The organism is [Clostridium] aminophilum (genome assembly GCF_900101295.1).
Taxonomy (GTDB): Bacteria; Bacillota; Clostridia; order Lachnospirales; family Lachnospiraceae; genus Clostridium_R; species Clostridium_R aminophilum_A.
Genome location: NZ_FOIL01000038.1, coordinates 1 through 26,210 on the forward strand (window position 1 = coordinate 1; position 26,210 = coordinate 26,210).

A 26,210-nucleotide genomic window follows, 5' to 3' on the forward strand; every position below is an offset into this window, starting at 1 on the left:
AACGCTCCGCGAGGATGCGCACGCCGCTGTAAGGAAGCTGTCACCTAACGGTGACCAGCGGCGGCGCGCAAAGTCCGCTTGCGGACTTTGTTCCGTTACAGGAAGGTTCCCGGAAATTTCCCGTGACACAGAAACGTTCCGGGAGGATGCGCACGCCGCTGCCGTGTTTTTGGAGCAGACATTTACGTGAACAATAGGTTCAGGCCCATGTTTGCGGGAGGCTTTGGCGACTGCTTTGATCACAAAGATTACCATAATTTGAAGTAATATAAAAATGGAATATCAGAAATAATTGACATAGCAATTCCTTTGCATTAGACTCTCTATAACTTTTGAAACGAAAGAAATGATGGAGATATGAAACATATTGATTGCCTGTGTACTTTTGTTCGTGTATAATATGAAAATAAGTCATCAGAGATATGCATGAACAGGCCGATCTCGTATATGGCTCCGCACAGGAAGTTATCGAAAGGAAATTTGCAGGGGGTAATCAGCATGATGAATTTCAAGAAGTACAAGCGCGTTCCGGTCGTCAATTTTCCGGAGAGGGAGTGGCCGAATAAGGAAATCGAGAAGGCTCCGATCTGGGTCAGCGTGGATTTGCGCGACGGCAATCAGGCGCTTGTTGAGCCGATGGTTGTGGAAGAAAAGGTTGAAATGTTCAACATGCTGGTAAAAATGGGCTTCAAGGAGATCGAGATCGGATTCCCGGCGGCATCCCAGATCGAGTTTGACTTCCTTCGTCAGCTGGTGGAGCGGAAAATGATTCCGGACGATGTCACCGTTCAGGTGCTCACACAGTGCCGTGATCATCTGATCAAGAGAACATTTGAGGCGATTCAGGGAATTCCGAAAGCAATCGTTCACATCTATAATTCCACATCTACCCTTCAGAGAGAGGTTGTCTTCCATGATTCCAAAGAAGAGATCAAGAAGATCGCAATCGACGGTGTAAAGATGGTACAGCGCTATATGGACACGTACAGCGGAAAGGTGATTCTGGAGTATTCTCCGGAGAGCTTTACCGGAACCGAACTCGATTATGCGAAGGAGGTCTGTGATGCGGTGGTCGCTGAGTGGGGGGCGACACCGGAGAACAAGGTGATCATCAACCTTCCGGCAACCGTGGAGATGAACACACCGAATGTCTATGCGGACCAGATCGAATGGATGAACAAGAACCTGAACAACCGAGAGAGCATCATCCTTTCCATTCATCCGCACAATGACCGGGGAACCGGCATTGCGGCGGCGGAGCTGGCAATGCTTGCCGGCGCGGAGCGCGTGGAGGGAACCCTTCTCGGAAACGGTGAGAGAACCGGAAATGTCGATATTCTGAATCTCGCATACAATATGTTCTCTCAGGGAATTGATCCGAAGCTGGAGATCAGTGACATCAAGAAGATCGTCGAAGTGTGCGAGCGCTGCACCAAGATGGCGGTGGATCCGAGACATCCGTATGCCGGAAAGCTGGTATTTACCGCATTTTCCGGATCCCATCAGGATGCCATCAGCAAGGGGGTTGCGGCACTGTCGGAGAGAGAGGACGGCATCTGGGAGGTACCGTATCTTCCGATCGATCCGGCGGATATCGGAAGAGAGTACGAGCCGATCGTCCGAATCAACAGCCAGTCCGGAAAGGGCGGCGTAGCCTTTGTCATGGACACCTATTACGGTTTTCATCTTCCGAAGGGAATGCACAAGGAGTTTGCCGATTACATCCAGGCAATCGCCGAAAAACAGGGTGAGGTTTCTCCGGAACAGATTATGGAGGAATTCAAAAAAGAGTATATCGAATGCAAAGAACCGCTGCATTTCCGGAAATGTCAGATCGTTGATCAGGAATTCGAGGGCGGCGCGTTTCAGACCGTCGCACAGCTCATCTACACCGACCATGGCCGGGAGAAAAAAGTAGAGGGAAGAGGAAACGGACCGGTGGATGCCGTCCAGAGAGCACTGGAGAAGAGTCTTGGCATCCGGATCCGGGTTCTGGATTATTCCGAGCATGCGCTGACCATGGGATCCGAGGCGCAGGCTGCATCCTATATTCACCTTCTCAATCAGGAAACCGGTGAGGCGACGTACGGCGTCGGCATCAGCTCCAACATTACCCGTTCCTCCTTCCGAGGTATTTTCAGTGCGGTCAACCGCCTGTTCTATCTCAAGAAAGACTGACGGAATTCATTGGCGGGACTTTACAGCAGGATTCCGCCTACGATATAATTCGTATAAATTCAGCTCCTGTCCGGGAATGGATGGGAGCTTTTTTTGTTTCATGGGAAATTTCTCCGAAATTCCCTATGAAACAAAAAAGCTCCGCGAGGATGCGCACGTCGCTGTAAGGAAACTGTCACCTGACGGTGACCAGCGGCGGCGCGCAAAGTCCGCAGGGCTCCCCTCAGGACTGAGGGGATGGGGGAGCCCCGCGGACTTTGTTCTGTGACAGGAAAGTTCTCAGTTTTTTGACAGAGGGCGCAAATTGACAGGCAGACTTGTCTGTCTGAACCGGGGGAACGAAGAATGAGATGGAATAAATGGTTCCGCAGGACCGCGGTTATGCTGGGACTTGCGGTGACAATTACCGCCGGATGCGGAACAGGTGATTCCGGGATGGTGACTGTTCCGGCAAAGGAGCAGACGGCGGAGCACAACACGGCCGATCGCGCGGAAAAAGCGGCGGGAGATGCCGGCAAAAATGCGCAAAACGGCGGAGAAAACGCGGAGAGCGCCGGAAAGGACGACGGTTCCGGGAAAGATGAAGGAGCGTGGGATGAGACCGCGGTTCCGGAGATCCCCGGGCTCGTTTTTCAGCGGGAAACAGAACGAAAATACGCGAAGGGCTTCCGGATTCTGTATTATCAGGACACGGCCGGGAACGGGTATACCAGTCTCCTGATACGGAACGGAGTGGATGTCTTTCTGATCCCGGAAGGCGGGAAAAAACCGGAGACACTTTCGGCCGGAACCATTGTCCTGGAGAAACCGGTGGACAAGATCTATCTTGCGGCGACGGCGTCCATGTCGCTGTTTGATCGCCTGGACGCGCTGGATCGTATCGCCTTCAGCGGAACCCGGGCAGACGGCTGGTATGTCGAAAACGCGAAAAAGGCGATGGAAGACGGAGATATCCTCTTTGCCGGAAAATACAGCGCGCCGGATTTTGAAAAACTGCTGGCAGACGGCTGCAGACTGGCAGTCGAGTCGACCATGATCCTTCATGTGCCGGAAATCCGCGAAAAGCTGGAAAATATCGGCATTCCGGTCTTTCTCGACCGCTCCAGCTATGAAGAACATCCGCTGGGACGAACCGAATGGATCAAGGTCTACGGTGCGCTGCTCGGAAAAGAACCGGAGGCGGAGACATTTTTTGACACCCAGACGGATCTGGTGAAAAATCTGGACGGAACAGACCTGGCCGGAAAGACGGTGGGGATTTTCAGCATTAATTCTCTGGGGGAGGCGGTGGTTCGGAATTCCGAAGACTATCTGGCGGAGATGATCCGACTCGCCGGCGGAACCTATGCGTTTGATGATCTGAAGAATCCGAATCCGGAAAACCATATGGGGTCGCTTCACCTGTCGATGGAAGAGTTTTATGCCGAAGCGAAGGACGCGGATTATCTGATCTACAATGCGGCGATCGAGGATGCCCCGGCTTCACTCCGGGAACTGACGGATCGGAATCCTCTGCTTGCGGATTTTAAAGCGGTCAAAGAAGGCAGTGTCTACTGTGCGGACGGATATTTCTATCAGGCGACGGATCAGATCGCGCGGTTTATCAAAGACGTGAACACGATCCTTTCCGGCGGCGATGAGAGTGGGATGCTGTTCCTTGAGAAACTCTCCTAATCCTATGGAAGAGAGACAGGAATACGTTCCGGGGTGGAATTCGGACAACCGTATGCGATACGGGAAAGGAGGAGCGCATGAGTGAGAGAGAATGCCGGAACCGGCGGTATACACTGGTGTTTTCGGCTTTGACGGTACTGCTTTTTGCGGTGTTTCTCCTGAATCTTTCCATGGGAAGCCGGCAGATCCCGATGGAGGATATCCTCGGAATTCTGGGAGGAAAAGCGGATCCCGCGATGGAGACCGAGGCGGCGATTCTGATGAAAATCCGCCTTCCGCGCATTCTGATGGCGCTTATTCTGGGCGGCGCTCTGGCGGTTTCGGGTTTTCTGCTGCAGACATTTTTTGCCAATCCCATCGCCGGACCGTTTATTCTCGGAATCTCGTCCGGAGCCAAAATGGCGGTTGCGGTGGTGATGATCACGGTTGTCGCCAGATTCCACACGTCATCTTCCGGAATGCTGGTTCTTGCGGCATTTTTCGGCGCTCTGGGGGCGACGTCGATGATCCTTCTTCTCTCACAGCGGATCCGGAATATGGCGGCACTTCTCGTCGCCGGAATCATGATCGGATATATCTGCTCGGCGATCACGGATTTTCTCGTGACATTTGCGGAAGATTCCCAGGTGGCAAATCTTCGGAACTGGTCGATGGGAAGCTTTTCCGGGATGGCGTGGGAGGACGTCCGGACGGCGGGCTGTATTATTGCGGCCGCGTTTCTGGCGGCGTTTTTCCTGTCCAAACCCATGGGGGCATACCAGCTCGGAGAGGCGTACGCGCAGAGCATGGGCGTCAACGTCCGGCTGTTCCGCGCGGCACTGATTCTGATTTCAAGCCTCCTTTCCGCGGCGGTGACGGCGTTTGCCGGCCCGATCTCCTTTGTCGGAATCGCGGTGCCCTTTCTTGTGCGGGCGGCCTTCGGGACCGCGAAGCCGCTGATCGTCATTCCGGGATGCTTTCTGGCCGGAGCGGTCTTCGTGGCGCTGTGCGATCTGATCGCGAGGATGGCGCTCTCGCCCATGGAACTGAACATCAGCACGGTGACCGCGATCTTCGGCGCACCGGTGGTGATCTTTATGATGGTGAGCCGCAGACAGGGAAACCGCGGGGAGAGATAAAAATAAAGAAGCGGGAAGAACCGCGCGAAAGAAGAAAGAACCGCGCGGAGGGAAAAAGAACCGTCCGGAGGGAGGAAGAACCGCGCGGAGGGATGAAAGAAAAACCGAAAGGTGATAAGATGATAGGTGAAATTCCGGCATGGTTCCGGATGTAGAAAACAGAAATACAGGAGTTTATAATATGAAATTATGCCGACACGGAGAAGAGGAAGTTCTCCGGCTGAATCAGGCGATGAATCCGGACGGAACCGTTTTTCCGTACCTGACCTTTCCGAATCTGGAAAAAACGGGAATGGTCCGTCATCTTTTTACCACGAGAGACGGCGGCGTGAGCGGGGGAATGTTCCGCTCCCTGAATCTCAGTTTTCTTCGGGGCGATGACGAAGCAGCCGTACAGGAAAACTATCGGCGGATTGCTCACGTGATGGAGAGTGATGTAGAGCATTTTGTGCTGACGGATCAGACGCACACGACGAATGTCCGCTGCGTCACCGAAGAAGATGCGGGAAAGGGACTTGTCCGCGAACGCGATTATCAGGATGTGGACGGTCTGGTGACCAACGTTCCGGGGCTTGTCCTCGGCGCTTTTTTTGCGGACTGTGTTCCGCTCTTTTTTGTGGACCCGGTGCACCGCGCCATCGGTCTGTCCCACTCCGGCTGGCGCGGAACCGTAAACCGCATGGGAAAGGCAACCGTTGAAAAAATGACGTCGCTCTACGGGACAGACCCGGGGGATCTGATCTGCGCCATCGGTCCGTCCATCTGCCACGATTGCTATGAGGTGGGTGACGAAGTGGCCCTGCAGTTCCGGGCGGCATTTCCGGGACATGAAACCGAGGTGCTGAGTCCGGAAGTCCGGGACGGAAGAGAGGTTCCGGGAAAATCCCTGCTGGATCTCTGGCGGGCCAACCGGATTGTGCTGGAAGAAGCAGGAGTCCTGCCGGAGCATGTCGCATTGACCGACATCTGCACCTGTGAGAATGGGGATGTACTCTTTTCGCACCGGGCAAGCAACGGGAAGCGCGGCAATCTCGGCGCGTTTATGAAACTGATCTGATGGATAAAGATGCAGTTTGCGCTTGAACGCAGATGTTTAAAATTATATGACGGTTCAGATACGAGACCGGAGCGATCCGGCCTGTGCCTGAGCCCGGGAGATGAATATGGGAACATTTTACACACCGGAGACACTGGAAAAGATACAGGGAGAGATTTTATCCATTCTGGACGATTTTCTTGCGATCTGCCGGGAACATCATCTGGAATACTACGGCATTGCGGGAACCGGAATCGGAGCAATCCGCCACGGCGGTTTTATTCCGTGGGATGATGACATCGATCTGGCGATGCCGAGAAAAGATTACGAGAAGCTTTGCCGCATCGTGAAGAAAGATTACAGCGACCGTTACTATATGCTGAACGCGAAGACCAGTGAAGAGTATCCGCTGATGACGGCAAGACTCTGCAAGCGGGGAACCGTCTTTGAGGAGGAAGTCATGAAGGGCGTCCACTGTCCCTTCGGCATCTTTCTGGACCTGTATCCGCTGGACAATGTTCCGGACGGGAAGTTTGCCCGCAGAAAGCAGGCGTGGACGGCATGGTTTTTCAGCAAGCTTATGATCTTACGCCGGATTCCGCGGCCGACACTGGCGCAGAGCGGTCTGAAAGCGCAGCTGATCTATGCGGTCTGCGGCGCGGTGTACCGTCTGATGCTGGCGGCAAATATGTCGCCGGAGTACCTTCGGAAACGCTGCGAGGCGGAATGCCGCCGCTATGAGGGAAAGACGACGCGGAAGATGGCATTTCTCGCGGATACCAATCCTTACTGGAATACCATCGACAAAGAGAACCTTTATCCGCTGAAGAAGATCCCCTTTGAGGGTCGGGAACTGGATTTCCCGGCGAATATCGACGCGATGCTGCGGTTTCAGTACGGTGATTACATGGTGATGCCGCCGGAGGACAAGCGGAAGACCCACACGCCGTACCGGCTGATATTCTCCGACGGGACCGTCGGGGCGGGACCGGAGATCCAAAAAGCGGAACACCATGGGGATACGGAAGAAGGACGCACGTCCGGCACAGGGCTGCCGGAAGCGGGCAGAGAGCAGCAACGGACCGGCGGATTTGATGCAACCGGCGGAGGCAGCGTATGAGTGCGCTGGCGAATCTCCTCATCGGCTCCGATGCGGATCTTGACCGCAGAAACATGACCTGGAATATGCTGGGAAGTTTCATCTACGCTTTTGCGTCCATGGCGCTCACCATCGCGGTGGTGGCGATCTCCGGCGAGGATGAGGGCGGCATCTTTGCGTTCGCTTTTTCCACCTTCGGACAGCATATGTTTATGGCGGCGTATTTCGGAATGCGGCCGTTTCACATTACGGATATCCTGCACCGGTACAGCTTCGGCGAATATCTTCGCCTTCGCATGCTCACCTGCAGCGGTGCGGCGCTCTTCGGTCTGTTCTATGTGCTGGCGTGGTCAGGAACCTACACCGTTCACAAATGCGCCGTGATCATGCTGATGGTACTCTATAAGGTGATTGACGGATTTGCGGACGTGTATGAAGCGGAGTTTCAGCGGGACGGGCGGCTCTATCTGACCGGAAAGTCCAATACATTTCGAACCATTCTGTCGGTGAGCGTGTTTCTCGGAACGCTTCTCGCATTGCGGCAATCCGGGCCCGCGGGGCTGACGGGGGCCTGTGCGGCGGCGGTTCTCGCCCAGGCGGCCGGCGTGGTCCTTCTTGACGGCTCGGTCATCGGCCGGATCGGCAAGGTGACGTGGGACGTGCGGCCTGGAAAGGTGTTCTCGCTGTTTCGGGAGAATCTGGTCCTGTTTCTCTCGGCGATTCTGGACTTTTACGTGTTTTCCGCGGCGAAATACGCGATTGACGCCAACATGGCGGATCGCTATCAGGCGGTGTTTACGGCAATCTTCATGCCGACGAATGTCATCAACCTCGTGGCGGGATTCGTCATTCGTCCTTTCGTGACGAAAATGTCGGATGCCTGGAATGCGGACCGCCCGGAGGACTTCCGGAAGACGGTTCAGAAACTGGCGATGATCATTGCCGGTCTTACCGTCCTTGCCGTGGGCGGAGCGTGGTTCCTCGGCATTCCGGTGCTGTCGCTTCTGTATCCGAAACTCGGATACATGCTGGCAGACTGCCGCAGCGCCCTGATCGTCATCATTCTCGGCGGTGCGTGCAACGCGTATATCAATCTCTTTTATTACACGCTTGTGATCATGAACCGGAAGTCGTGCATCTTTGCCGGCTATGTGCTGGCGGCGGCTTTTGCGGTTCTGGTTTCGAATCCGGCAGTCCGCGCGGCCGGAATCTTCGGCGGCGCAGTGTCGTATCTTCTGCTGATGATACTGCTCGCCGGCTTCTTTATGATCCTGTCGGGTATCTTTTATCTTCGAAGGAGGAAACCGTTATGATAAATTTCACTGTCGGCCCCGTTCAGTCCGATCCGGAAATCCGTGAGATCGGGCGGGAGGATGTGCCGTATTTCCGCACGCCGGAGTTTTCCGCGCTGATGAAGGAAAACGAAGAATGGCTCCTGAAACTTGCCAACGCGCCGGCGGACAGCCGCGTGGTCTTTTTGACCGGTTCCGGTTCCGCCGCCATGGAATGCGCGGTGATGAATCTGTTTGGACCGCAGGATAAGCTGATCGTCATCAACGGCGGAAGTTTTGGCGCCCGTTTTGCAAAGATCTGCGATATTCACAAGATTCCGCACGATGAGATCCGGCCGGAGTTCGGCTGCGGCGTGACGGAAGACGACCTTGCCGCTTTTGCCGGAAAGGGATATACGGGCCTTCTGGTCAATGCCGGCGAGACGAGCACCGGCGTTCTCTACGACGTGGAGATGATCGGACGTTTCTGCAGAGAACAGGGGCTGGTTCTGGTGGTGGACGCTGTCAGCAGTTTTATCGCGGATGAGATGCAGATGGAGCAGTGGGGCGTGGATCTGGTTTTCACCGGCTCACAGAAGGCACTGGCGCTGCCGCCGGGCATTTCCCTTCTCATGATGGGCCCGCGGGCGATCCGCCGCGCCATGGAGCATGAGACGGAGTCCCTTTATTTTGACGTGAAAGATTATCTGAAAAACGGAGAGCGCGGCCAGACACCGTTTACTCCGGCCGTCGCCATTTTGATCCAGCTTCACCGCCGTCTGGAAAAGATTTTTGCGGAAGGCGTGGAAAAAGAGAGGGCCCGGGTCCGGGATCTGGCTGCCGATTTCCGGGAGAAGATCAAAGATCTTCCGCTGGAGGTTCTGACGAAATGTCCGAGCAATGCGGTGACTTCGCTTCATCCGACCGGAACAAGAGCCGACGGAACGCCGGTAAAGGCGACGGAGATTTTCTCGGTGCTGAAGGACGAGTACGGAATCTGGATCTGCCCGAGCGGCGGCGATCTCGCGGATTATATGTTCCGTGTCGGCCATATCGGGTATCTGACGACCGAAGACAATGACAGACTGATCGGGGCATTCCGCGATCTGATGAGGAGGGGAATCCTGTGAAAGCATTTATTCTCGCGGCAGGCCGCGGAACCCGGATTTCAAGATATTTATCCGGAAAACCGAAATGTACCGTCGATATCGGCGGAATCCCGCTGATCCGCTATACGGTGGATCTTCTGAAGTCCAAGGGTGTGACAGAGATCGCGCTGGCGCTGGGATACAATCAGCAGGCGATCCGGGATGTCCTGGAGGGGACCGGTGTAAAATTCTACGTCAACCCGTTTTATGATGTGACGAACAGTATTGCGTCCGCCTGGTTTGCGAAGGACTTCCTTCAGGGCGATGATATGCTGATCATGAACGGCGACGTCTATCTGGATGAGACACTTCTGGATCTCCTTCTGGCAGAGAAGAAGCGTCCGGTGATGTTTGCGGACGGAAGCCGGAAAGAAACGGCGGATTACAAGTTCTATTATCCTCAGGGAAGACTGCTGAAATACGGAAAAGAGCTTCAGGGCGATGACATCACGGGAGAGTATATCGGTCTCGGACTGTTTGCCAAAGACTTTATGCCGCATTTCGTGGACCGGATGGAAGAGATGATCGCCCGTCAGGAACACGGCGTCTGGTGGGAAAATGTTGTCTACAGCATGACGGAGGAAGACAGCATTCACGTCACAGACGTCAAGGGAAACTTCTGGGCGGAGGTTGATTACATTGAGGATTATGACCGGATCCTGAAACATCGCGGAGTCGAGCGAAGAGAGATGGAATGAACGCAATCGTACAAAAAATCAAAAATTTTCCGATATGGGTGAAAATATCGGCAGTTCTTCTTCTGGTATTTCTGCTCGGTCTGGGGGCGGAATACAGCTTCCGGCTGCCGGCGATCCGTGCGGCAGCGGTTCATGGAAACGGCGCCGCCATCGATCTGTCGGAGGCGGAACTCTCCGGCGGCTTTGTGCGAAAAGACGGAATGATCGTCCTTGAGGGGGAGAGAGGAACCGTTCATGTCCCGCTGGACGGAAGCTATATTTCCGATTTTGTCTGCTCCTACCGCTATGACGGGCTGATGAACGCCTCCGTGCGGATCGGGACGAAGAACCTCTATGGGGAGTCCAGAGAGAAGGAAGCCGTGGAACGGCCCGACCGGAATATGTCGGTTCTGCCGGAGTCCCATATTCCGGTAAACGGAAAGGCGGACTGGGCGGAGATCACCGTGACCAGAGACGGCCTCGATGAGGCGGGGCTTTCCCACATGAATTTCCGCGATATGACGCTGGAGATGACCGGGTTCCGGACGGAAGTGAACACCGGGATCAATCCGTACCGGCTGGCGTTTATCTGGAGTGTGCTTCTCCTTCTTGCGGGAGCGGTTTTTGCGAGGAAGTTTTTCTTCGGACGGATGGAGACCGGCTTTCTCGTGACGGCACTTCTTCTGGGCACGCTTCTTTCGGTCTCCCTTCCGGCCAACAAGATCGGCTGGGACGAAGAGGTGCATTTCCGTCAGGCCTTCTGGCTGGCCAATTACAGGCAGCCGGTGGATGTGACGCAGGCGGTGATGAATGAGTTTATCACCGGGATGGATACCTGGCCGTATAACCAGCCGGGGAGCCGCGACGAGCAGAATATGCTGGAAGACTATCTGGATACCAATGCCCGGATCGTCGGCGGAGAGCACCACTGGAGCACGGATCTCAACTGGACAACGGTCACCGGTTATGTCGGTGAGGGACTGTTTCTGAAGATCGGAGAGATTCTGAAGCTGCCGTTCTCGGCACTGTTCCGGCTGGGACGCCTCGGAAACCTCTATGTCTATATTCTGGTGATGGCCCTCGCCATCCGGATTACGCCGGTGGGAAAGCCGATTCTGGCGTTTCTGGGGCTGATGCCGGAATCGATGTTTCTGGCAGGGGTCTATTCCTACGACCCGACGGTTACCGCATTTTTATGTCTTTTCTTTGCGATGCTTCTTCGCGTCTGGGCCGATCCGCAGCGGAAAATGACCTGGATTTGGTATGCGGAAATGCTTCTGATCTTTGCCTGGGGATGCCGGATCAAGGCGGTTTATGCCCCGCTTCTTCTCATGGGGCTTCTGATTCCGAAGGAGCGGTTCCGGAGCGAAAGAGAGCGGAAAATCATGCGCGCGGGCTTTGTCATGGCGACGGTTCTGCTCATGGCATCCTTTGTCCTGCCGGTGGTATTTGCACCGAGGGATGTGGGCGATACGCGGGGCGTGGAGACCAGCGAGAAGGGTCAGATGGCCTACATCTTCGGACAGCCGCTTTCCTATGCGGTCATTCTTGCGGGAAACATGATCCGCACGCTTCCTTCCTATGTCCTCGGAGAGGAATCGCTGGGGCAGCTGGGACATCCGCTTCCGGCGGCATTTCCGTGGATCTTCTATGCGGGAAGCCTCTGGATGATCCTGACGGGAAACCGGGAAGACGCTGAAACTTCCGGTGGAAGGGATGAAATGGAGAGACAGAATACAGCCCGGCCCGGCAGTGAATCGGAGCGTCAGGAAGACCGCAGGAGATATGTGGAAAAACCGGGAGCAGCGGAGCCGGCAAAAAGGACACCGGCCGGTCTGCTGAACGGAACAGACAGAATCTGGATGTTCCTTCTGATCGCCGGAACCGCCGTTCTGATCTGGACGTCGATGTACATCGCGTTCACGACTCCGGGAAATACCTATATTGACGGCGTGCAGGGCAGGTATTATCTGCCGCTCCTTTTTCCGCTGTGGCTGATCATGGTGCCGTCCTTTATCCGGGTCCGGATGAGTGAGCGGGTGCAGCAGGGAATCACGATTCTGATCTCCGGCGGAATCCTGGCGGCGGTATGGTTTGCGCAGGTGTATCTGTCCTTCTGCCGGTAGACGGCAGAAAGACCTTCCGGATGAGCCGGTGATAAAGCTGCTGAGAAACAGAGAATAAATATTATACCGTGATGCTGCAGGATGAACGGTGTCTGCCGGAAGATAAACGCCGGGAGAACCGTGCATATGTTCGGAAGAATGTAGTATACTTGAAGTGTTGCGGGAAGAGTAATGGCTTGGATATTTCATATCAGAGAAAAGAAACAGGAGGAGTGAGATATGCAGAAATTTGTCTATTATGCACCGACGGAGATCGTGTTCGGACAGGATACGGAACTTCAGACAGCGGGACTGGTAAAAAAGTATGGCGGAACCCGTGTTGTTCTCATCTATGGCGGACAATCCGCAGTGAAGAGCGGACTGATCGGACGCGTGGAGCAGAATCTGAAAGAGGAAGGACTGGAAGTGCTCTCCTGCGGCGGCGTCGTGCCGAATCCGCTTCTCTCCAAAGCGCGTGAGATCGCAAAGGCTGCCGTGGAATTCAAAGCCGACTTTGTTCTGGCGGTGGGCGGCGGAAGCGTCATCGACACCGCGAAGGCAGTGGCGCTTGTCCTCGCGGCTCCGGAACATGATGTTTGGGATTTCTGGAGCAAAAAGGCTTCTCTGGAGAAGGCAGCTCCGCTGGGCAGCATTCTGACGATCTCGGCAGCAGGGTCTGAGACCAGCAACTCCAGCGTGCTCACAAATGACGACAAGACACCGCCGACCAAGCGGGGAATCAACAGCGATTCCTTCCGCTGCTGTTTCACGATCATGAATCCGGATCTGACGATGACACTTCCAGTGTGGCAGATCGGAGCCGGTGCCGCGGACATTTTCATGCATACCTCTGAGCGCTACTTTGCGAAGATCCTCGGGAACCACCTGACCGATGAGATTGCGGTGGGGCTGTTCCGCGATATTATCAAGTACGGACCGATCGGGGTGAAGGATCCGAAGAACTATGAGGCGATGAGCGAAATCATGTGGTGCGGAAGCGTATCGCATGTCGGCCTCACCGGAATCGGAGCGAAGGGCGACACCGCGCGCGAGGGAGACTGGGCATGCCATCAGCTCGGCATGGCAATCTCCGCACTCTACGATTCCACACACGGAGCGACGCTCTCCGCAGTCTGGGCATCCTGGGCGAGATACGTGAAGTCTCAGAATCTGCCGCGGTTTGCGGAATTTGCCCGCAAGGTGTACGGCATCACGGAGGCAGACGATGAGAAGGCTGCGGACGAGGGAATTCAGAGAACCAATGAATTTTTCAAGAGCCTCGGCATGCCGCTGACCATCACCGAACTTCTCGGTCACGAGCCGACTGACGAGGAACTCACAAAGCTTGCGGATGAGTGTTCCTACGACCGCACGAGATGCATCGGAAGCTTTCAGACGCTGGACTATGATGACATTCTGGCAATTTACCGGATGGCAAAGTGAGATCCATATGACGGAGAGAATGTGGATGAAAAACGGAAGAAGCATATCCCGTGTCTCGACGGAAAAGGTTTCATGACATAGCGGTGATGCGAACCGGAATGCACAGAGCCGGAAGGTATCAGAAAAAACGCTTGCGAAAAGCGTATCCATGTTGTATTCTATCAGACATACGGCGACAGATTAACACGTTACCTTGGTAAAGCAAAAAGCAGGGCGAAAGGAAGCAGACATGGAATACCTGAAGAAGCCGGCGGTACGGCCGGAGGAAGAGACCGAGAAGAAAGTTGCGGACGTGGCGGCGATCATCGCCGATATCCGGAAGAACGGAGATGAGGCGGTCCGCGCCTACAATACGAAGTTTGACGGCAACACCCGGGAACTGTTCCGGGTATCCCGGGAAGAAATCGATGCCGCCCGCGCGAAAATGACACCGGAAGAGATCGAGGATCTCGAGGCGGCAGCGAAAAACATCCGGGAATTCGCGAAAGCGCAGCTGAACTGCGTGAAGCCTCTTGATGGCGTTTCTGTCATTCCGGGGGCCCGGCTCGGTCACAGAGTTATTCCGATTGCTTCCTGCGGATGCTATGTTCCGGGCGGTTCGTATCCGCTGTTTTCCACTGCGCTGATGCTGGTTGTCCCTGCGAAGGTTGCCGGTGTCAGACGCGTGGCTGCAGTCTCTCCGACGGTTAAGGGAACGACGGAGATTGATTACCGGACCCTTGCGGCGATGGATATCGCCGGTGCGGATGAGATCTATGCCATCGGCGGTGTTCAGGCGATTGCGGCTCTTGCGTACGGAACGGATCAGGTGAAGGCGGTGGACAAGATCGTCGGCCCGGGCAACCAGTATGTTGCGGAGGCGAAGCGCCAGTGTTTCGGCCAGGTCGGCATTGACTTTGTCGCAGGTCCTTCGGAGGTGCTGGCAATCGCGGATGAATCTGCTGATCCGGAGATTCTTGCCGCAGATATGCTGGCGCAGTCTGAACACGATCGCCTTGCCAAGGGAATTCTCGTGACCACCAGCAGAAAACTCGGCGAGGAAGTGATGGCAGCGGTGGAGCGGCAGCTGAAAGCGCTGTCCACGGCGGAGATTGCAGCGGACTCCTGGCACAACTATGGAGAAGTGATTTGGGCAGAGTCTCTCGAGGAGGCATGCGCGATCTCCGATGAGATTGCGCCGGAACATCTGGAGGTCTGCATAAGGGAAGATGACCTTGAACCGGTGGTGGAGATGCTGACGAATTTCGGTTCTCTCTTTATCGGACAGGAGACCGGAGAAGTCTTCGGCGATTACGTCTCCGGAACGAATCATTCTCTTCCGACGATGCGCGCCTCCCGTTATACCGGCGGCGTGTGGGCCGGAACGTTCCTGAAGGTCTGCTCTTTCCAGCGGTATAACCGCGAGGCCATGATGGCGGTTGCGCCCCTCGTCTCCCGCATGGCGAAGGGGGAGGGCCTGATGGCGCACAAACATGCGGCGGATATCCGGATGAAATGATGCGGTTATAAACTTCGAGGGTAAAAGGAAATTACAAGACAGTCGTCAATGGAGCGGCAGTTCACGGATGGATCGTGGGCTGCCGCTTTTGCGAGGGCAGCGGAGAAGAAAAGCGTTATAAAAAGGATCAAATGATATAGAATACAGAATAGGGGCATGCGAACTGGCATAACGGAAAAGGGAGGAAATGACAGAATGAAACTGCTTCATTTGGGGGACCTGCATCTCGGGAAGTCCCTCGGGGACTTTGATTTGACAGAGGATCAGAAATACATTCTCGATCAGATCCGGAAACTGGTGGAGAAAGAACAAATCGACGCGGTTCTGATCGCGGGGGATGTCTATGACAAATCGATCCCCAGCGAGGCGGCAACAGGGCTTCTGGACGGTTTTCTGAGCGACCTGTCCTCTCTGGGCGTAAAGACATACATGATCAGCGGAAATCATGACTCAGACAGCCGCTTAAACTTTGGAAGTGCGCTGTTTGAGAACAGTCAGGTATTCATTTATACGGTTTTTGACGGGAAACTTCACCGCTATATTCTGAATGACGGTGATACGGAGGTGAACATTTACCTTCTCCCGTTTGTGAAAGCGTCGCAGGTAAGACGTTATTATCCGGAGGCAAAGATCGAAAATTATGAGGATGCCGTTCGGGTGATTCTGGAGAATGCCGGCATTGACCGCACCAAAAAGAATGTGCTTGTCGCGCATCAGTTTGTAGTGGCGGGAAAAGAGGACAAGCCCGTTCTTGGCGGTTCGGAAGGCCTGGGAACAAAGAATGTGGGCCTTGTGGAACAGATAGGGGCTGACCTGTTTGACTCGTTTGACTATGTCGCGTTGGGTCACATCCACTCCCCGCAGCCGGTGGGGAGGGAAGAGGTCCGGTACTCCGGCTCGCCGTTAAAATACTCTCTGAGCGAAGTGAACAACGAAAAGTCGGTTCCGGTGATCACGATGGATTCCGGCGGCGTGACCGTGAAATGTGTTCCGTTAAAGCCTCTTCGCAATCTGCGTCAGATCAGGGGAATGATGGCAGATCTCTTAAAAAAGGAAAATGTGACCGATCCGGAGAATTATATCTATGCGACACTGACGGATGAAGAGTTCGTCAGCGATGCGATGGGAACCTTTCAGCAGATTTATCCCCACACGGTAAAGATCGATTATGACAATTCGCGTACAAGAGAGGTCGAACAGGTTGACATCTCACAGATCGCGGAGAACCGGTCTTTTGAGGATCTGATCCGGGATTTTTATCGACAGATGTACAATGAGCAGGAAATCAGCAGTGAGGAGATGGATATGATGCGGACCGTCGCAAGAGAGGCAGGTGTGTTGCATGAAGCCGATTAAGCTGATTATGAGTGCGTTTGGACCCTATGCGGGTGAGACGGAGCCGATTGATTTTACAGAATTTGAGGAGAAAAGTCTTTTCCTGATCTCCGGGGATACAGGGGCCGGAAAGACTACGATTTTTGACGCGATCATCTATGCACTGTACGGGGATACCAGCGGTACTTACCGTGGGGTCAAAAACCTGCGAAGCGAGTACGCAAAAGAGGGCGTGAAGAGTTATGTGGATTTCTATTTTTCGCATCAGGGCAAGGATTACCACATTCGTCGGGAACCGTCCTATGAGCGGATCAATCGAAACGGAAGAATCACGGAAGAACCGGAGAAAGTTACCTTCTATTATCCGGACGGGAGTTCCGTGGAGGGAAGCCGGAATGTCGATGGACTCAAAAATGATCTGGGCATTGTGCGCGAGCTTCTTCACATCGACAAGGAGCAGTTTAAGCAGATCGCGATGATTGCGCAGGGAGAATTCTGGTCTCTTCTGAACTCAAAGACCGACGACCGGACGAAGATTCTCCGGACGATTTTCCGGACAAGCGGTTACAACACCATGGAGTATAAACTGAAAGACCGGCAGGATGAGAGCAAAGAACGAAAAACAAAGATCGAGAACAGCATCATCCAGTATTTCCATGACGTGAAAGCGGGGACGGAGGATGAACCGGGAGAGACGCTTGCAGAGGCGCTGACGGAGATACGGATAGGAACGCGGACAGAGACCCAGACGGAGACGCAGACAGATACGCTGGCGGAGACGTTGAAGAAACTTCAGGAGCGGGCTGAAAAATCCGGGAGCGTCCACAACCTGAATGAGATGACAGAAGTTATTCGAAAACTGATCAAATTGGACGAAGAGCGAAGTTTGGTTGCCATTTCGCAGCAAAACGAAGCGGAAAAAGTCCTGAATGTCAGTCGGGCAGAGCTGGCGACGGCCGAGACCAACAACGGGTTTCTCCAAAAACGGGATGCCCTGAAGTCGAAGGAAGCGGAACTCTCCGGAAGAAAAGAAGCGATCGATCAGAAAGAGGCGGTTCTCGGAAGACAAAAACTGGCGTCCCGGGAAGGGAATCCGGTCTATCAGTCCTGGAAGGAAAAGGCTGATGCTGTTCAAAGTCTGGAACAGCAGGCAGAGGAGAAACGGAAAGCGGTAAAAGCAGCATCCGAGAAGGCGGAAGCATCCGCAAAAGCGCTGGCGGAAGCGGAAAAAGACCGGCCGGAGGGAGACGCTCTCCGGACAAAGGCGGAGAAAATCCGGAATGAGGAGGAAAAGTATCAGAGAAGAGATATTCTGGCCGGCGAGATCGCAGTCTTAAAGAGTGCGGCGGCCGGTTTTGGAGAGAAAGAGACGGAGCTGAGCGAACGGGAGAGGGCGCTGAAGGAGAAAATACTGCAGCTTCAGGACAAACAGAAGGACCTCAGAGAAGCTCCGGAAAAACTGACGAAGGCAAAGAGTGAGGGAGAAAAACTAGAGGCGCTTCGAAGTGACATCCGGGAGATTCTGGAGCAGAAGATCCCTGCGTGGGAAGAAAAGCAGAAGGATCGGAGTGAAAAACAGAACGCATTTTCCAAAGCCTTTGCGGAATTCGAAGAGGCAAGCAAAAAGCGACTCGAGGCGGAGAAGATTTTGGACTGTTGCCGGGCGGGAATTCTGGCGCAGAGTCTTTTGGACGGGAAACCGTGCCCGGTCTGCGGCTCGATTCATCACCCGGAACCGGCGGTGATGCCGGAAAAGGCAGTCACGGAAGACGCGTTCAAAAAGTTAAAACTTGACGAGGAGAAAAAACAAAAGAAGAAAAATGACGCCAATGCTGCGGCGGAGGCGGCCAATTCCGCCCTCTTGCAGTATGAGGAGTTGCTGCGGACGGAGATGTGTAAATGCCTGGAAAATCCGATTCTGGGAGAGGAGAGCTGCGTCTGTGGGATGGAGAACCTTCGGGCAAAGATCGAACAGGCAGAAGCTCTTCTGGGCGAAAAGATGGAGGAGAATCAGAAGGAGCAAACCCGGCTGATGAAAGCCTGCAGTGAACTCACAATGGCGGAGACGGAACTGGCAAACGCCCGGGAAAGCGAAACAGAAGCGCTGACCAGAGACCGGGATCTTTTTGCGCAGACGAAACAGGAGAACGAGAGAGCACTGGCAGCCGGAGAGGCGGAATTCCGGACACTGACCGACCTGAGCTTTGAAAACTGGGAAACAGCCGCATCGGAACTGCAGAAAGCACAGGATAAGGCGAAGGAAATTCTTGACCGGATCGAGGGCGCAGGGCAGTTAAAGAAGACGGCGGATGAGAACTATGCCGCGGAACAGGCGTCTCTCCGGACGATGGAGGAAAATCTGGAAAAGGAGAGGACCGAGGCGAAGGCGCGGAGAGAGGCACTGGAGGAGATGATCCGAAAGACCGGGTTTTCCGCACCGGAGGAGATGCTGGACCTTGTCCGGACAGAAGAGGAACTTACCGCTTCCGAAAAAGAGATCGCGGATTACCGGCAGGAAGTTCTTCTGAACCGGCAGCAGCTGGCGGATGCGGAGGAAGCCGCAAAGGGAAGATCTTTTATCGATGTGGAAGCACTGAAAGAGCGGTGCCTGGAGCAGGAAAAGATTGTGACCGGAAAGCGCAGCATTGCCAATGAGATCGCAAACCGGCTTCAGAACAACCGGGAAAAACTGGAGCGGATTGAAGGGCAGAAGCCGGAACTGGAGAAAGCCCGGAGTGAGTATGCCGTCTGCACGAAGTTATATAATCTGGTCAAAGGTACCACAGGCAACGGAAAGATCACCCTGGAACAGTTTATCCAGGCTGCTGGCTTTGACGGAATCATTGCGGCCGCAAACCGGCGGCTTCTTCCCATGAGCGACGGGCAGTTTGAACTCTTCCGGCAGGATAAGCTGGGGAAGCGAAGCAACACCTTTCTCGATCTGAGCGTTCACGATAATCACACGGGACACGACCGACCGGTGGGGAGTCTCTCCGGCGGTGAGAGCTTTAAAGCGTCCCTAAGCCTGGCGCTGGGACTTTCCGATACGGTGTCGATGAGCAGTGGCGGCGTGCAGATGGACGCCCTCTTTATCGACGAGGGCTTCGGCACGCTGGATAAAACCTCCATTGAAAACGCCATGGAGATTCTGATCAATCTTTCCGGGGCGAACAAGCTGGTGGGCGTCATCAGCCATCGGGAAGAGCTTATGGAGAACATTCCGCAGCAGATCCGTGTCAGGAAAGGAAAAGACGGAAGCCATATTGAGATGGACAGAGGTGTCTGACGGGGAAAATTAAAATAAGAGAAATTGAAATAAGAGTGAATGATCGGGTTCCTTATTTCAGAAAACACGGTGGTTTCTGAAATAAGGAGACTGCTTTTGCTGCCTTATTTCAGGAACCCATTTACTTTCTGAAATAAGGAGGATAAAATAAAGGTATTATTTCAGAAAGGAGTCGTGTTTTGAATCGATCAGGAAGTTACATTAACAATCTGAGCGGGGATAGCGCATATAAATCATTCAGGCCGAGTCCGTTGCCGCCCAATCCGCCTCTGGTAATCAGCAATGATATGGTGGATAAGCTGATTCAGGCACGCAGCAAACTTGCGGAACTGGATATGGCGTCGCAGTATATTCCCAATGCCCAACTCTTTATATCTATGTATGTCAGAAAAGAGGCGCTTATTTCATCGCAGATTGAGGGCACGCAATGTACACTGGATGATGTTTTGGATCCGACGATTGATATTTCGGTGAATCTGGATGTATCAGACGTCGTCAATTATGTGGATGCCAGTACCTACGCCATTGAAAGATTAAAAACTTTACCCTTATGCTGCAGATTCTTTCGGGAAATTCATGAGAAACTGTTATCGGGGGTGAGGGGACAGGAAAAGAATCCGGGCGAATTCCGAAAATCGCAGAACTGGATTGGGGCGACCAACTGTTCTCTGCGCGATGCGAGATTTGTACCACCAAATGTTGAGGATATGAATGCTGCGATGTCGGAACTGGAGCGTTACATAAACGAAGGGGAGGATTATGACCATCTAATTCGAATTGCCCTGATTCATTATCAGTTTGAAACGATACATCCTTTTTTAGACGGTAACGGACGAGTAGGAAGATTGCTGATTCTTCTCTATCTCATGGAACATCATTTTATTTCAAAACCAATTGTGTATATTTCGTATTTTCTGAAAAAAAACCAGTTGGAATACTATGACAGGATTTCCGAAGTGAGAAGGTCCGGAAATTATGAACAGTGGATTTCTTTCTTTTTGGAGGCAGTTTCCGCAGCAGCAGGAGATTCACTGGAGACTATAAAAAAACTGGCAGAACTGCATGATGACAGCATGGAAAAGCTCCCATTTACCAACCGGAAAAATGATAATGTCAGACGATTGTTTGATTATATTGAACAATATCCGATTATTGACATAAAAAAGACAGCGATGGCGTTGGGATTAAGTTATAATACGACGTCAACCATTGTAAAAAAACTGGTTGGTGTTGGAATTCTGGCGGAAACGACAAATGCATCACGAAACAGGATCTTTGTCTACGAGGATTACCTTAAGATTCTGCGCAAGGATACATAATAGGAAATGCTCATTTGAAACATAATAAAAAGAGGGGATCATATAATATGAATTTGCGGGAGGATAGTTCAAAGTGACTATCCTCCTTATTTGTGGTAGAATATCACAGAGTATGTCCAATTATTGATAAAAGCGAGAAACAGGGGAGGTCAGCCATGGACAGAGTGCTTCACACATTTGCCGTATGCGCATACGGAGATTCACCGTATCTGGAACAGTGCGTCCGTTCCTTAACGAGACAGACCGTCCGCAGTGAGATTATCATCTGTACGGCGACGCCCAGTGATTATATCTGCCGGATTGCGGAGAAATACGGCATTTGCCTCTATGTCCGCGACGGTGAGCCGGGAATCCGCGAAGACTGGCAGTATGCGTGGGAGAAATCGGGGGGAATGCTGGTGACCATCGCGCATCAGGATGACATTTACCGCAGAACATACACGGAGGAGCTGATCCGCGCATACGGGAAATACCCGGATCTGTCCCTGTTTGCAAGTGATTACATGACCATCAAGATGAAGAACGGAAAAGCAGTGGACGACACCTTCAACACGGTCTGGCTGGTGAAGAAGATTCTTCGCCTTCCGCTGCGCCTGCAGCTGATCTCTGACCGAACCTGGCTGAAACTGTCCGGTCTTGTCTTCGGCAATTCCATCTGCTGTCCGACCTGCACCTACAACAAGGCGCTGATCGGAGACCGGGAAATGTTCCCGTCGGAGATGAAATTCGCCCTCGACTGGGATAATCTGGTCGATCTGGCGTCGGCAGCAGGCAGGTTCGTGATCACGGAAAAGCCCCTGCTGGCCTACCGCGTGCATGACGGGGCGGCAACCTTCCGCTCCATGCAGGATGACGGAAGAAACCGGGAGGAAGAGGCGATGTTCCGGAAACTGTGGCCGGAGTCCATCGCGGATCTTTTGATGAAACTCTACAAAAAAGCAGGAAATGAGTACAGATAAAATGACGATCGATGCCGTAATTCCGACCTACCGGCCGGATGATACGTTTTATGAGCTGATTCGGCGGCTGCTTGCGCAGAAATGTCCGCTTCACCGGATCATTGTGATGAATACCGGAGAGGAATTCTGGGATGAAGAGCGGATCGCAAAAGTTCTGGACGATGCCGGCGTATCGGAAGCGATGCTGGAGGTGCATCATCTGCGGCCGGAGGATTTCGACCACGGTGCGACGCGATCGGCGGGAATCCGGTACAGCAGCGCGGACGCCGTGCTTTGTATGACGCATGACGCCATCCCGGCAGACCGGGATCTCACGGAGAATCTCCTCCGGGCACTGACGCAGGAACCGGACATTGCGGCCGCGTACGGCCGTCAGCTTCCGGCAAAGGACTGCCGTGTGCTTGAGCGCTTCACCAGAAGTTTCAACTATCCGGAGGAAAGCCGGATCAAATCGGAAAAAGACCTTCCGGAGCTGGGAATCAAGACGTATTTCTGCTCCAATGTCTGTGCGGTCTACCGGAGAAATATCTGGGAGAAACTCGGCGGATTTACCAAAAAAACGATCTTCAACGAGGATATGATCTATGCGGCGGGAGCTGTGAAGGCGGGATATCGCATCGCATATGCGGCGGATGCCCGGGTGATCCATTCTCACAATTATACATGTATGCAGCAGCTTCACCGGAACTTTGATCTCGGTGTGTCACAGGCGGACCATCCGGAAGTCTTCGACGGCGTTCTGTCGGAAGGAGAAGGCGTGAAAATGGTGAAGAAGACCGCGTCCTGGCTGATTCGTAACGGACATGCGGGGCTTCTGCCGGAGCTTGTGCTGCAGAGCGGGTTCAAATACCTCGGCTATCGTCTCGGGAAAGCATACCGGGCGCTGCCGGAAAAAGCGGTTCTGGCACTTACCATGAACCGGAATTATTGGAAAGAGTAACTGGGGGAGCTATGTCGGATCTGCTGATTGTGATACCGGCCTACAATGAGGCTGAGAATATAGAAAACGTAGTCGGGAACCTGATGAGGGTGTGCCCGGACTATGATTACATCGTGGTGAATGACGGATCGCAGGATGAGACGGCGGAGATCTGCCGGAAGAATCATTTCCATCTTCTTGATCTGCCCGTGAATCTGGGACTGGCCGGCGGCTTTCAGGCCGGACTCCGGTATGCGGAGAAACACGGATACCGTTACGCGATTCAGATTGACGGGGATGGTCAGCATCGCCCGGAATTCATTGAATCCATGCGGAAAAAGATGGATGAGGGATACGACATCGTCATCGGTTCGCGTTTTGTGGACGCGGAGAAACCGCTGACTATGCGGATGTTCGGATCGAATCTGATCGAGTTGGCGATCCGGCTGACAACGGGAATGCGGATCAAAGATCCCACCAGCGGCATGCGGCTCTTCAACCGGAAGATGATCTGCGAGTTTGCGAAGGGACTGAATTACGGGCCGGAGCCGGATACGGTGTCTTATCTGATCCGGTGCGGCGCAAAAGTGGCGGAGGTACCGGTGGTGATGGATGAGCGTCAGGGCGGGGTGAGTTATCTCACACCCATCCGGTCGGCAAGGTATATGTTCCGGATGCTGGTGTCCATCCTGCTGATTCAGAGTTTCCGAAGAAGAAAGGTGTAATGGATTATGACGGCAACACTTCGAATGATTCTGATACTGATCTCATGCATGACGGCGTTCTGCATTGTGCGAAAGATTCGGCAGTCGTCTCTTCAGATTGAAGATTCGCTGTTCTGGATCTGTTTTGTCGCGATTCTCATGATTTTCAGCATTTTTCCGCAGGTGCCGACCTTCCTGTCCGGGGTAGTCGGAACGATGGCTCCGGTCAACTTTATATACCTGCTGATCATTTTTCTTCTGATCGTTCAGCTCTTCCGCATGACGGTGCATCAGTCGCAGCTGGAGGCAAAACTCCGAAGCCTGATTCAGGAGATCGCCATGGACCGGAACGAGCAGGAGAAGGCGGAGGAACAAAAAGCGGAGATTTCCCGGTCTTCCGCATCGGAAGCCGGAGAACAGGGCGGGAGAACAGATTCGGATATGACCGACGGAACCCGGGCTTGAAGTCGCCGGGCGATGATGCTAAAATGTGCAATGGTTTTTGCACAGGCAAAGTATTGGAGGATATAGAAATGGGACAGATTAAAGTAACCAAGTGCCCGATCGAGGGACTGTATGTGATTGAACCGACGGTTCACGGGGATGACCGGGGTTATTTCATGGAGACCTACAACCAGAATGATATGCACGAGGCAGGCCTCGACATGGTGTTTGTTCAGGACAACCAGAGTATGTCCACCAAGGGCGTTCTGAGGGGTCTTCACTTCCAGAAGGAGTATCCGCAGGGAAAACTTGTCCGCGTGATCCGCGGAAGTGTTTTTGACGTTGCGGTGGATCTCCGTCAGGGAAGCAAGACCTACGGCCAGTGGTACGGCGTGGAACTGACCGCGGAGAATAAGAAGCAGTTCTACATCTCGGAAGGTTTTGCCCACGGCTTTCTTGTTCTCTCCGATGTGGCGGAATTCTGCTACAAGGTAACGGATTTCTGGCATCAGGGTGACGAGTCCGGCCTTGCATGGAATGATCCGGAGATCAACATTCAGTGGCCGCATCTGACCGGTGAGTACAAGGGCACCGCATCCGCAGAGGGTTATGCGCTGGATGACGGAACTCCGCTCAATCTCAGCGACAAGGATCAGAAGTGGGCCGGCCTGAAAGACACCTTTAAATTCAATATCTGATCGAAGGATACCATATGATTTCACTTTTAAAGCTTTTCCGGGATCTCTGGGAGAACAAAAAGATGGTCGCCGAGCTTGCGAAGGCAGATTTTAGAAAACGCTTTGTCGGCTCCTATTTCGGCATCGTCTGGATGTTTGTCCAGCCGCTGGTCACCATTGCGATCTATGCCTTCATCTTCGGAGAACACGGAATGAAAAATGCCCCGCCGGTGCCGAACGCATCGTACGTCATCTGGCTGACGCCGGGGATGATTCCCTGGTTCTATTTCAGCGAGTCGCTGAATATGGGAACCGGGACACTGCAGGAATACAACTATCTGGTCAAGAAGGTTGTCTTTCAGGTTGAACTTCTTCCGGTGATCAAACTGGTCAGCTGCTTCATGGTTCACCTGTGTTTTATGGCGATCATGTTCGGACTCTATCTCTTTGACGGAAGAATGCCGATGGCGTCCTGGATTCAGGTGTTCTACTATGCCTTTGCGCTGTCCATGTTTACCCTTGCGCTGGTGTATTTCACCTCGAGCATTCAGGTGTTCTTCAAAGACATGTCACAGATCGTGGCGATCTGCCTCGCTTTCGGCATGTGGCTCACGCCGATCATGTACGATGAGGCAATCTTTACCAACCGCAATGCGTGGATCGGAACTTTTTTCAAAATAAATCCGTTCTACTACATCGCGGCGGGGTACCGCGATTCCATGCTCACCGGTCACTGGTTCTGGGAGCGTCCGACCATGACGGTTTATTTCTGGTCAGTGACGCTGATCCTGATGATTTTGGGACTCCGGAGTTTCAGGAAGCTCCGTCCGCATTTCTCGGATGTGCTGTGATGTCGCATGCCGAAAGATAGGATGAACCGGCGGTCATTGCGGACATGGGTTCAAATGTGACGGTGATGACATTATTACGACTGAAAATGCAGATGGTTTCAACTACATAACAAAAAGGCAGCCGCACGAAGGAAGTGTTCGTACGGCTGCCTTTATTGTTGTGCGCCTAGCGGCGCACGTTTCTAACGGGTTCAAGTCCCGAATCCGCCCGGTAGTGGGAAGGATATAGCCGAAGGCAAGGGTGTCCGTCGTGAGATGGAATCTGAAGGAAGCTGGATGTGAGGAACATACTAACTCACGGGCAAATCTCTGGTCTGACGAACAGAAATCTCATATGAGGTCATGCATGAGGGTAAGGCTGCAACACAAGTCGAAGCCCAATAACTACACGGAATCATGCATGATAAATGAGGCAGATGGATGGAGAGGAAGAAACGTGTGGTACCTAGGGAGGTCTGTGTGAAACGCT

20 protein-coding genes are annotated in these 26,210 nt (G+C 53.4%); all 20 read left to right on the forward strand.

The features are described from left to right. The first annotated feature begins 498 nt into the window (after positions 1-498). The 20 genes from leuA (at position 499) to BMW41_RS10260 (ending at position 25,741) form a co-directional block, all read left to right on the forward strand. Complete coding sequence (leuA, locus tag BMW41_RS10165; RefSeq protein WP_074649985.1) at positions 499-2,178, forward strand: 2-isopropylmalate synthase; 1,680 nt, start codon at positions 499-501, stop codon at positions 2,176-2,178. Between the two features lie 345 nt (positions 2,179-2,523). Further along, on the forward strand, positions 2,524-3,852 hold the full coding sequence (locus tag BMW41_RS10170) for an ABC transporter substrate-binding protein (protein ID WP_074649986.1): 1,329 nt from the start codon (positions 2,524-2,526) through the stop codon (positions 3,850-3,852). Between the two features lie 77 nt (positions 3,853-3,929). Further along, positions 3,930-4,970 carry a FecCD family ABC transporter permease gene (locus BMW41_RS10175; protein ID WP_074649987.1) on the forward strand — a complete coding sequence of 347 codons (1,041 nt, stop codon included), beginning with the start codon at positions 3,930-3,932 and terminating at the stop codon, positions 4,968-4,970. Positions 4,971-5,151: 181 nt separating this feature from the next. Further along, positions 5,152-6,027 carry a peptidoglycan editing factor PgeF gene (pgeF, locus tag BMW41_RS10180; protein WP_074650004.1) on the forward strand — a complete coding sequence of 292 codons (876 nt, stop codon included), beginning with the start codon at positions 5,152-5,154 and terminating at the stop codon, positions 6,025-6,027. 106 nt (positions 6,028-6,133) lie between these two features. Next, positions 6,134-7,126 carry a LicD family protein gene (locus tag BMW41_RS10185; RefSeq protein ID WP_074649988.1) on the forward strand — a complete coding sequence of 331 codons (993 nt, stop codon included), beginning with the start codon at positions 6,134-6,136 and terminating at the stop codon, positions 7,124-7,126. Continuing rightward, positions 7,123-8,418 carry a lipopolysaccharide biosynthesis protein gene (locus BMW41_RS10190; RefSeq protein WP_074649989.1) on the forward strand — a complete coding sequence of 432 codons (1,296 nt, stop codon included), beginning with the start codon at positions 7,123-7,125 and terminating at the stop codon, positions 8,416-8,418. Before BMW41_RS10185 ends, BMW41_RS10190 begins: the two co-directional genes overlap by 4 nt. Then, positions 8,415-9,506, forward strand: a complete 1,092-nt coding sequence (locus BMW41_RS10195; RefSeq protein ID WP_074649990.1) for a pyridoxal-phosphate-dependent aminotransferase family protein — start codon at positions 8,415-8,417, stop codon at positions 9,504-9,506. The genes BMW41_RS10190 and BMW41_RS10195 overlap by 4 nt, the downstream gene beginning before the upstream one ends. Then, a complete protein-coding gene (locus BMW41_RS10200; RefSeq protein ID WP_074649991.1) occupies positions 9,503-10,222 on the forward strand; it encodes a phosphocholine cytidylyltransferase family protein in 720 nt (239 codons plus the stop codon). Before BMW41_RS10195 ends, BMW41_RS10200 begins: the two co-directional genes overlap by 4 nt. 38 nt (positions 10,223-10,260) lie before the next feature. After that, on the forward strand, positions 10,261-12,327 hold the full coding sequence (locus BMW41_RS10205; protein ID WP_177171222.1) for a DUF2142 domain-containing protein: 2,067 nt from the start codon (positions 10,261-10,263) through the stop codon (positions 12,325-12,327). 219 nt (positions 12,328-12,546) lie between these two features. Continuing rightward, the gene (locus BMW41_RS10210) at positions 12,547-13,749 is read left to right on the forward strand and encodes an iron-containing alcohol dehydrogenase (protein ID WP_074649993.1); all 1,203 of its coding nucleotides are present in this window, start codon (positions 12,547-12,549) and stop codon (positions 13,747-13,749) included. 229 nt (positions 13,750-13,978) lie between these two features. Beyond that, positions 13,979-15,247: a histidinol dehydrogenase gene (gene hisD, locus BMW41_RS10215; protein ID WP_074649994.1), complete on the forward strand. Its 1,269-nt coding sequence runs from the start codon at positions 13,979-13,981 to the stop codon at positions 15,245-15,247. Positions 15,248-15,442: 195 nt separating this feature from the next. After that, positions 15,443-16,603 carry an exonuclease SbcCD subunit D gene (locus BMW41_RS10220; RefSeq protein ID WP_074649995.1) on the forward strand — a complete coding sequence of 387 codons (1,161 nt, stop codon included), beginning with the start codon at positions 15,443-15,445 and terminating at the stop codon, positions 16,601-16,603. Further along, complete coding sequence (locus BMW41_RS10225; RefSeq protein WP_074649996.1) at positions 16,590-19,868, forward strand: AAA family ATPase; 3,279 nt, start codon at positions 16,590-16,592, stop codon at positions 19,866-19,868. Before BMW41_RS10220 ends, BMW41_RS10225 begins: the two co-directional genes overlap by 14 nt. Positions 19,869-20,047: 179 nt before the next feature. Next, on the forward strand, positions 20,048-21,187 hold the full coding sequence (locus BMW41_RS10230) for a Fic family protein (protein ID WP_242870331.1): 1,140 nt from the start codon (positions 20,048-20,050) through the stop codon (positions 21,185-21,187). 155 nt (positions 21,188-21,342) lie between these two features. After that, positions 21,343-22,146 carry a glycosyltransferase family A protein gene (locus BMW41_RS10235; RefSeq protein WP_074649998.1) on the forward strand — a complete coding sequence of 268 codons (804 nt, stop codon included), beginning with the start codon at positions 21,343-21,345 and terminating at the stop codon, positions 22,144-22,146. After that, entirely contained in the window at positions 22,133-23,086 is a 954-nt protein-coding gene (locus BMW41_RS10240) for a glycosyltransferase family 2 protein (protein WP_074649999.1), read from the forward strand. Before BMW41_RS10235 ends, BMW41_RS10240 begins: the two co-directional genes overlap by 14 nt. An 11-nt stretch (positions 23,087-23,097) precedes the next feature. Beyond that, the gene (locus BMW41_RS10245) at positions 23,098-23,790 is read left to right on the forward strand and encodes a glycosyltransferase family 2 protein (protein ID WP_074650000.1); all 693 of its coding nucleotides are present in this window, start codon (positions 23,098-23,100) and stop codon (positions 23,788-23,790) included. A gap of 6 nt (positions 23,791-23,796) precedes the next feature. Beyond that, entirely contained in the window at positions 23,797-24,234 is a 438-nt protein-coding gene (locus tag BMW41_RS10250; protein WP_083378892.1) for a DUF2304 domain-containing protein, read from the forward strand. 68 nt (positions 24,235-24,302) lie between these two features. Continuing rightward, the gene (gene rfbC, locus BMW41_RS10255; protein WP_074650002.1) at positions 24,303-24,911 is read left to right on the forward strand and encodes a dTDP-4-dehydrorhamnose 3,5-epimerase; all 609 of its coding nucleotides are present in this window, start codon (positions 24,303-24,305) and stop codon (positions 24,909-24,911) included. A 14-nt stretch (positions 24,912-24,925) separates the two neighbouring features. Beyond that, positions 24,926-25,741 (forward strand): ABC transporter permease, encoded by an 816-nt coding sequence (locus tag BMW41_RS10260; RefSeq protein ID WP_074650003.1) that lies wholly within the window; start codon positions 24,926-24,928, stop codon positions 25,739-25,741. The last annotated feature ends 469 nt before the right edge of the window (positions 25,742-26,210 follow it).